Annotated in this window: 6 protein-coding genes; all 6 read left to right on the top strand. The window is 60.8% G+C overall.

Translation table 11 applies throughout. The annotated features are described in order from the left end of the window. On the top strand, window positions 1–2,001 hold a 2,001-nt coding region (locus tag P3T20_RS14800), incomplete at its 5' end, for a YadA family autotransporter adhesin (protein WP_429287159.1). A 115-nt stretch (window positions 2,002–2,116) separates the two neighbouring features. Further along, complete coding sequence (locus P3T20_RS14795; RefSeq protein WP_074264122.1) at window positions 2,117–2,851, top strand: OmpA family protein; 735 nt, start codon at window positions 2,117–2,119, stop codon at window positions 2,849–2,851. A gap of 213 nt (window positions 2,852–3,064) precedes the next feature. Beyond that, window positions 3,065–4,090, top strand: a complete 1,026-nt coding sequence (locus P3T20_RS14790; protein WP_074264123.1) for a beta-propeller fold lactonase family protein — start codon at window positions 3,065–3,067, stop codon at window positions 4,088–4,090. Between the two features lie 271 nt (window positions 4,091–4,361). Continuing rightward, entirely contained in the window at window positions 4,362–5,195 is an 834-nt protein-coding gene (locus P3T20_RS14785; RefSeq protein WP_074264124.1) for an EI24 domain-containing protein, read from the top strand. 19 nt (window positions 5,196–5,214) lie between these two features. After that, entirely contained in the window at window positions 5,215–6,057 is an 843-nt protein-coding gene (locus P3T20_RS14780) for a competence/damage-inducible protein A (protein WP_074264125.1), read from the top strand. Between the two features lie 556 nt (window positions 6,058–6,613). Next, complete coding sequence (locus P3T20_RS14775) at window positions 6,614–9,553, top strand: GH92 family glycosyl hydrolase (RefSeq protein WP_074264126.1); 2,940 nt, start codon at window positions 6,614–6,616, stop codon at window positions 9,551–9,553. The last annotated feature ends 138 nt before the right edge of the window (window positions 9,554–9,691 follow it).

The raw sequence follows: 9,691 nt of genomic DNA, 5'->3' as shown, positions 1-9,691 counted from the left end.
GACACGCGTGCCCAGGACGGCATCAACGGCCTGAATGGTCAGATGGCATCGGTGCAGGACGGTATCAATGGCCTGAACGGCGACATGGCCTCGGTCAAGGACGGCATCAACGGCCTGAACGGCCTGAACGGCCAGATGGCTTCTGTCCAGAACGGCATCGACGGCCTCAACGCCGACATGACCAACGTCGTGAAGTACGACGACGCGAGCCACGCCCAGATCACGCTGGACGGTGCAAACGGCACGACGATCTCGAACGTGAAGGCAGGTGTTGCTGACATGGACGCAGTGAACGTAGCACAGTTGAAAGCAGCGGGCCTGAACACGGACGCCTCGGGCAACGTGACCAACGCCTTCGTCGCCTATGACGACGCAACGAAAGACAAGGTGACGCTCGGTGGCGGCAACCTGGGTACGACGATCACCAACGTGAAGATCGGCACCCTGTCTGCTGACAGCACGGACGCAGTGAACGGTTCGCAACTGTTCGCGACGAACCAGCAGGTCGCTCAAAACACCGGCGACATCTCGAACGTCGATGCCCGCGTAACCAATGTTGAAGGCTCGGTGACCAACATCACCAACCAGATCAACAACGGTGAACTAGGTCTCGTGCAGCAGGACCAGACTTCGCATGACATCACCGTCGCGAAGAACCTGGACGGCACGCACGTTGACTTTACGGGTACGGCGGGTGCACGCGAACTGATCGGCGTCGCAAACGGCACGACTGACACTTCGGCGGTCAACCTGAGCCAGCTCAAGCCGGTGGTGGCATCCCTCGGCGGCGGTGCAACGGTCAACGCCAACGGTTCGATCACTGGCCCGACATACCACGTGCAAGGCGGTACGCAAACCACGGTGGGCGGAGCACTGGACGCGCTCGATACCAACCTGTCGTCGCTGCAAAACCAGATGGCCGACAGCGGCATCGGTCTTGTGACGCAAGATGCAGTTTCGCGTGACATCAATGTCGCCGCGGCAACTGACGGTCTGCGCGTCAACATGGCCGGCACAGCGGGCAACCGTGTGGTGACGGGCGTGGCAGCGGGTGCAGTCAACGCGAAAAGCGTGGACGCAGTGAACGGCTCGCAGTTGTACGCAAATGCAGCCAGCACGGCAGCAGCACTGGGCGGTGGTTCGACCGTCAATGCGGACGGCACGATCTCGGCTCCGACGTACAACGTCGGTGGCACGACCGTGAACAACGTCGGTGATGCAATCACCAACCTCGACGGCCGCACGACGCAGAACACGACTGACATCAGCAACATCCAGACGACCATCAACTCGATGAGCGGCTCGGTGACGAACGCGGTTCAGTACGATTCGTCGGCACACGACAAGGTGACGTTGGGCGGTTCGACGAACGCAGCCAAGGTGAAGCTGACCAACCTGCAGGATGCGGATCTGTCCGCGACCAGCACGGACGCTGTAACCGGTGCTCAGTTGTGGAACACGAACCAGCAGGTGTCGAGTCTGTCCCAGGCAGTCCAGAACCAGCAGACGAGCGGCAACACGAACATCGCCATCAACACGACGAGTGGGCCGGCTTCGGCAACGGGTACCAACTCGGCAGCAATCGGCGGTGGTTCGCAGGCTAGCGGTGCTAACTCGGTTGCGATCGGCGATGGTTCGATTGCCGATCAGGACAACACGGTGTCGATGGGTTCGCAGGGCAACGAGCGTCGGATTACGAACGTGGCCGACGGTCAAGGTCCGACGGACGCAGTGAACATGCGTCAGTTCGAATCGGGTATGGCGGGTGTGGCGCGCAACGCATATAGCGGTGTTGCGGCAGCTACGGCACTGTCGATGATTCCGGATGTCGATCCGAACAAGACCATCGCGGTTGGTGTTGGCACGGGCAACTACAAGGGCTATCAAGCCACGGCACTCGGCGCTTCGGTTCGTATCACGCAGAACCTGAAGATGAAGATCGGCGGCAGCGTCAGCTCAGGCGGTACCACGGTCGGTGCAGGTGCATCGTACCAATGGTAAGCGCCTGATTGCGGGGCGAGGCGGGGTGGTTGGATCGCCTTGCTTCGCCCCCGCAATGTTCTCTTGCTAACCCAACATCATTTTTTTTGATCCGTCTCGGACGGACCTGTACTCCATGAAACAATTTCTGATTAAACATTTTGGCGCGTCCTTCCTCGGCGCGCTCGTGGTCGGCCTCGCAGGATGCACGACGCAATCGGGACCGACCTATACGGTCAACGCAGTGCGCATCTCTGGCCTGCAAACCCAGGCATATCGTGTGACGTGTCACGGTCTGCTGGAAAGCGGCGAGTCGTGCATGAAGGTCGCCAATGAAATCTGCCACGACAAGGGCGTCACAAAGCTCGAGTTGGTCGATGGCTTGCATTCCGGCGCCGACGATAACGATCCGCGCGAAATGACCTTCGCCTGTGGTGGTTCACCTGTCCGGCAAGCCGTTCCTGAAGCGCAATCCGAGCCGGTCGCCAAGCCGGTCGTCGCTCCTGTAGTCATTCCCGCGGCACCGCGTCAGGTGCTGTTGCAAGGTGACGCGAATTTTGATCACGACAGCGCGGAGCTGAAGGATGCCGCGAAGCAGCAGCTCGACGGCTTCGTTCGTGCAAACCAGGGCGTGAATTTCAAGCGCCTCGTTGCGACGGGGTATACCGATTCGACCGGCTCTGCTGCGCACAACGACGTGTTGTCGCGTGAGCGTGCAGCGGCGGTGGTGAACTATCTGCGCCAGCGCGGCGTGCGCGCCGACAACTTCGCGTACGAAGGCCGCGGCGCAGCGGATCCGGTTGCGTCGAACGCTACGGCCGCAGGCCGGGCGCTTAATCGCCGGGTCGAGGTACGAGTCCTCGCGCAATAAGTTTTGAGATGCACCAATGAAATCATAACAAAGTGATTTGAGAGTGCGCTTCAGGCTTCCTTCGGGAAGCCTTTTTTATCGCCCCGGTGTCAAATGAGCAATGCGGACTACCGCGACACCGCGCTTGCATTTCATCGCCAAGACCCCATCCAGATCAATCGCTCACCCTGACAAACGCTTTACAATGCCGGTTGTTCTCGGAAGTGAGTCCCCATGCGTAAATTTCTTCTACGTGGCCTGCGCGCCGCGTTCGCCACCAGCACGGCGCTGGCCGCGGCCACCGGCCTGTTGACCGGTCTCTTCTCGCCGGCCGCGCACGCCAACAACGTGATCGTGCTCAACTCCGGCGAGGCCACCCTCAGCCTGATCGACGAAGCCACCCATCAGGTGGTCGGCACGGTGCCGACCGGCAAGGAACCGCATCACCTGATGGCGACGCCGGACAACGGTTCGCTCATCGTCGCCAATTCGGTTTCCAACAACCTGATGCTCGTCGACCCGAAAACCGGCAAGGTGCAGCGCTGGGTCGAGAACATCGAAGATCCGTATCAGATCGGCTTCTCGCCTGACAAAAAGTGGGTGGTGACGACGGGCCTGCGGCTCGACCGTCTCGACATCTATCACTACGACGGTCACGGCATGACGCTCGCCAAGCGCCTGCCGCTTGCGGTGATGCCGAGCCATATGGCCTTCTCGAACGACAGCAAAACCGTGTTCGTCACGTTGCAGGTTTCGGGCGAGCTGGCCGCGGTCGATCTTGCGACCCAGCAGGTCAAGTGGAAGATGAAAGTCGGCAAGGTGCCGGCTGGCCTGTGGATGACGCCGGGTGACAAATATCTGCTGATCGGCATGACCGGCGCGGATTATGTCGCGGTGCTCGACTGGCGCAACCAGAAGATCGTCAAGACGATCCAGACTGGCAATGGCGCGCATAACTTTCGCTCACTCGCCGACGGCAAGCACGTTGCGGTGTCGAACCGCGTCGCCAGCACCATCAGCATCATCGACGAGGATACGCTCACCAATGTCGGCGACATCACAGGCCTGATGCCCGGACCCGACGACATGGAGTTATCGGCGGACAAGCGCTATCTGTGGGTCACGTTTCGCTTTGCGAAGCACGTCGGCATCATCGATCTGACCACTCGCAAACTGATCCAGACGATCGCGGTGGGCCGCTCACCGCACGGCATCTATTTCTACGACCGCGCGCCGGTGACGGCGCCCAACGGCGCCTAATTGAGCATACAAGCGGACGCGCGTGCGGCCACACCGTGCAGCCGCATACACCACCACACAAGCGTCTGCAAACAAGCGCCAGCACACAAGCCGCGACATAAGCGCCACCAAATCCGCGACCATACAAGCACCATCCTTTCTCCCCATCCGTGCCGCCGAACCTACCGGCGGCACCTCCCGTGGTTTATCCTGTCCAGATTCTGCGAAATGTCCGCCGGATCTTTCGCCTCAACCCCTTGTCCCATCGTTTCGCTCACTCGTACAGACTCGCATGAATGATCTGTTGCGCTCGTTCGGACGCGCGCTCGCAAGTGCGCTCCACCCGCGCATGCTCTGGCTGACCTTCCTGCCGTTTTTTGCGGCGACGGTCGTATGGGGCGTGATTTTGTGGTTTTCCTGGCAGACGCTGACTGGCGCCACACGCGTCTGGCTGGAGGGCTGGTCTTTCACGACCACCCTTTACCGCATGTTCGACTGGGTCGGTTTTTCCGCGCTGCATGCAGCGCTCGCGCCTTTCATCGTGCTGGCGATGGCGATTCCGCTGATCGTCGTGACGATCCTGCTGCTGATCGCCACGCTGTCGATGCCCGGCGTCATCCGCCATCTGTCGGCACGGCAGTTTGCGGGCCTTGAAATGCGGCGCGGCGGAACGTGGTACGGTAGTCTCATGCACGCGGTATGGACGACGCTGGTTTGTCTCGTGTTGCTGGTCATCACCTTGCCGCTGTGGCTGATTCCACCGTTTTTCGCGCTGATTCCGCCGTTACTGTGGGGTTGGCTTACCTATCGCGTCATGACCTACGACGCGTTGGCCTTGCACGCGAGCCGCGACGAACGGCGTGCGCTGGTGCGACGCTACCGTCTGCCGTTGCTGCTGATTGGCGTGGCGAGCGGTCTGCTCGGCTCGCTGCCGACGCTGATATGGGCTTCGTCGGTTTGGCTGATTGTGCTGTTCCCGGTAATCACGGCGGTGACGATCTGGATCTATGCGTTCATCCTCGTGTTTTCGGCGCTATGGTTCGGTTATTACTGTCTGCGTGCGTTGCAGCGCATGCGCGCGGAAGAGCAGGGCGCGCGTCACGCGGCGCCGGTGGTTCCCTATTGAATCTATTTGAGAGGCCGCAATGGCATTTGGCGTCATCATCATCGGCGACGAAATCCTGTCGGGCAGGCGGGTCGACAAACACCTGCCGAAGGTCATCGAACTGCTGACCGCGCGCGGTCTGTCGCTTGGCTGGGCAGAGTACATCGGCGACGAGCCTGAGCGGATCACGGCCACGCTGCGGCGCAGTTTCGCCTCGGGCGACATCGTGTTCTCGACGGGCGGCATCGGCGCGACGCCCGACGATCACACACGTCAGTGCGCGGCCGCTGCGCTAGGTGTGCCGCTCGCGCTGCATCCGGAGGCGGCCGAACTGATCCGCGAGCGGATTCGCGACACCCATCCGGCCAATTCGCCTAATCCTGTGGATCTCGAGTCGCCGGAGAACCGCCATCGCCTCAACATGGGCACGTATCCGCAGGGCGCGTCGATCATCCCGAACGGCTACAACAAGATTCCTGGCTTTTCGGTGGGCGACCATCACTTCGTGCCGGGCTTCCCGGTGATGGCGTGGCCGATGATCGAATGGGTGCTGGATACGAAGTACGCGCATCTGCATCACGCCATGCCGCACGCGGAAAAGTCCTTGCTGGTGTTCGAGTTGCCGGAATCGACGCTCACGCCGCTGATGGAGAAGATCGAACATGATTTCCCAGGCGTGCGCGTGTTCAGTCTGCCGAGCGTCGGCGATGCCGAGCGCGGCGGCATCTATGCGCGGCGCCATATCGATCTCGGCGTGAAGGGCGAGCCGGAGGCCGTGGCCGCAGCGTTCGTGAAGCTGCGCGAAGGCGTGCATCTGCTGGGTGGAGATATCGTCGAGCCGGAAGCGGCGGCAGCGGCTGCCGCGGGGAAGTCGCGCAGTTAAGGGGCGGCTCAGTCCGGGCTGCTGTGCTGCACAACCGCCGCGTGAGCAGATCCGGGCACAGCGCGCAGTCCGCGACGCACGGCACTTACCGTGCGTATGCCGCTTCGCCGCGCCTACATCGTGCGCGCCGTGCGGACCCACCTGGCCGGGGTGCGCCGCATCCCTATCCGATAAACTACGCGCCGCCGCGTAACCCAGATCCGCCTCTCCAGTAACGCCACGGGAATAGCCGCTGCTTAATACGGATTTCCGTCAATTCGATTTATTCGCCGCATTGCATCATTTCCAGGTGCTCGTTAAATAGAATGCTTTCTGCATAAACTCCGTTAGTACCTGTCAATGCTGCGTATTCAATTAACCGGATTAATGAGTATTTCGTAAGCCTTTTAGTTTGTTTACTAAATTCCAATAAACATCAACCAGCCATGGATAATCAGTTGACGCCATTCGAATCCCTCGGATAGCATGGCTTTCAGTCATTCGGTCCATTGTCAAATGTACGATTCGGATAACTAAACAAAAGTAGAAAATACTCAACAATACTCAGGAGATAGCCATGATAGATTTACGCCGTCTAACGGCCGCTTTGATCATCATTGGTTCTTTGACGGGTTGTGGAGGAGATAGTCCGGGCAGTCAGTCTGCTGGCGTGGCGGCGGACCAGCTTCATGGGACGTCCCAGATTGACGCAAACGCCGGTTCCAGCAATTCAAGTCCAACCGCTGCAAACGATGCCGCGCAAACACCCGTAGCCGATCACAGCACCCTGCGGTTGACCCAGTACGTCAATCCGCTCATCGGCACGTTGGCCAGTAACTCTCCGAATCCGGTGCCCGCAGGCCAGGCCGGCAGCGTGGTGCCCGCAGCGGGCCTGCCGAACGGCATGGTGCAATGGGCTCCTGACACGAACACCACTTCCGCTCCGTCGAACAGCGCGGAGCCCGGCTCTCCGGCCGGTTACTACTACGACATCGGTTCGATCCAGAGTTTCAGCCTCACGCATATGAGCGGCGCGGGTTGCTCCGGCAACGACGGCGAATTCCCAGTCATGCCGACGCTCGATGCCACCAAACCGCTCGCGCAGACCTTTAGCCATGCCAACGAGAAGTCGGTGGCAGGCGCTTATTCCGTGCTGCTCGACAACCAGGTCAAGGTCGAGTTGACGGCGACGCTGCGCACGGGCTTCGGCCGCTTCACCTATCCCGATCAGCAGCCGTCGACGCTCGTGCTCAACACGACCTACACGAATACGGAAACGAGCGTGGCCGGCTCCGTCACCCAGGTGGACGCCAGGACGATTTCCGGCAGCACCACCGGCGGCCATTTTTGCGGCAATGCAACGAATGTTCCGGTGTACTTTTATGCGGAGTTTAATCGCCCCTTTGCAACCACATCTTCCTTTACCAATGGCGTCGCTACAATGAATTTCGGTAAAGGCGGGACTGTTCTGATGAAAATCGGTATTTCATACGTCAGCGTCGCCAATGCCCGAAACAATCTTGAGAAGGAAAATCCGCTCTGGGATTTTGACGGTGTGAAGGCAGTGGCCGATGCAATATGGAATCAGCGCCTCAATACCATTCAGGTGAGTAGCCGCGATACCACCGCGCTGACCAAGTTTTATACGGCGTTCTACCACGCGTCATGGGCGCCGAGCGTATTCAGCGATATTAATGGTCAATACATCGGCTTCGACCAGAAAGTCCACACGGTCAGCGCCGGCCATGCCGCGCAGTACACCGCATTTTCGGGCTGGGACATCTACCGCTCGCTGATTCCGCTTAAAGCCACGCTGTTTCCGCAGGAGACCAGCGACATGGCGCAGTCGCTCGTCAACGATGCCGACCAGTGCGGCGCGATCCCGCACTGGGTCAACGACAACGTCGAAGACGGCGTGATGCCGGGCGATGCCGGTTCGATAATCGTGGCGGGCGCGTACGCCTTCGGCGCGCGCTCGTTCGATACCTCGTCCGCCCTGAGCCATATGATCCAGATGGCCAACATCCCAGGCACCGCGTGCAACGGTGTGACGACGAATGGCGGCCGTGCCAGTTATCTGCAGTTCGGCTATATCACAAGCGGCGAATGGGGGCAGGCATCGTCGACGCTGGAGTACGGCAGCAGCGATTTCGCCATTTCGCAGTTCGCCGGCGAACTGGGCAATACCAACGTCCAGAAGATGTTGCGCAGCCGTTCGGCCTACTGGCAGAACGTGCTCAACACGTCATTGACGCCGCCGCTGAATTCCGGACGCAATTCGGACGGCAGCTGGATTCCGGAGACGCCGAGCAGCACCGACAACTACGTGGAAGGCAACGCGGAGCAGTACACGTGGATGGTGCCGTTCAACCCGACTGGACTGTTTGCCGAACTGGGCGGAAACGCGACGGTGGTATCGCGGCTGAACACATTCTTCACGGTCTTGAACGCGGGGACGAGCCTGCCCAATTTCTATATGGGCAACGAACCGACCTTCGAGGTGCCCTGGCTGTATAACTGGGCGGGTTCGCCGTCGGGCACACAGAATGTCGTCCAGCAGATCATGGCGAGCGCTTTCAGCACCGCCCCGAACGGCTTGCCGGGCAATGACGATCTGGGCGCCGTGTCGGGATGGTACGTGTGGGGTGCACTGGGTCTCTATCCGGAGATTCCAGGTGTCGGCGGCTTTGCGATCGGCAGCCCGCAGTTCTCGTCGATTACCGTTCACCTCGGCAACGGCAAGACGCTGCGCATCAATGCACCTGGCGCACCCGATGCGAAGTACGTGCAAAGCCTGACGGTCAATGGCGCTGCCCACAAGAGTCCGTGGCTCGACGTCGACGCGCTGGCCAACGGCGCGACGCTGAACTTCGCAATGGGTTCGTCGCCTTCGCAGTGGGGCACGGACCCTGCCGACACGCCTCCGTCTTATGGCGTGCCGGTCGCGCGTAACGTGGCGGATGCTTTCAACAACCACGGCATCAGCACGGACGGCAGCACTGATACGGATGGCCTCGGCGCGGACTTCGACGGCTCGCTCTACAGCTACTCGTCGCAGGCGTTGACGACGGCGGGCGCGGCGCCCGGCAAACCGTTTGTCTTCGATGGCGCGAGTTTCATCCTGTCCGGCGGCCCGCTGGATAACGCCGTGGCGGTTGGGCAGACCATCGCCATGCCGTCTGGCACGCGAGGCCGTACGCTGGTTCTGCTGGGATCGGCCAACAACGGACCGGGCTCGGGTGCCGCACTCGTGACCTACACCGACGGCACGACCACGCCGTTCACGCTCGCCTTCGACGACTGGACGCTCAATGGCGGTGGCGCGGCACCGGTGGACCCCATTGCGTTGACGACGACGTACCGCAATGCAGGCGACGGCACCAACAACGCTGTCAAGACCTATCTGTTTGCGCAGACGGTGCCGCTGACACCGGGCAAGCAGGTGGCGAGCGTCACCTTGCCGAGGCAGGTGAGCGAGGGCAAGTTGCACGTCTTCGGTATTGCCGCCGCGCCCTGAACTTGCGCTTTGAGATCATTGGACGCTGCTCCGGCGGCGCCCAATGATCGAGCGGCCCTGATTCGCCACCCGGGCAGGGCTGCTGTCACGACATCGCAGTGTCACACCCCGCGCCGACGATGCACTCAATGCGTCGCC

The organism is Paraburkholderia sp. GAS206C, assembly GCF_050435645.1.
Taxonomy (GTDB): domain Bacteria; phylum Pseudomonadota; class Gammaproteobacteria; order Burkholderiales; family Burkholderiaceae; genus Paraburkholderia; species Paraburkholderia phenazinium_B.
Note: the sequence above shows the minus strand (reverse complement) of the source record. Positions and strands in the feature narration are given on the sequence as shown.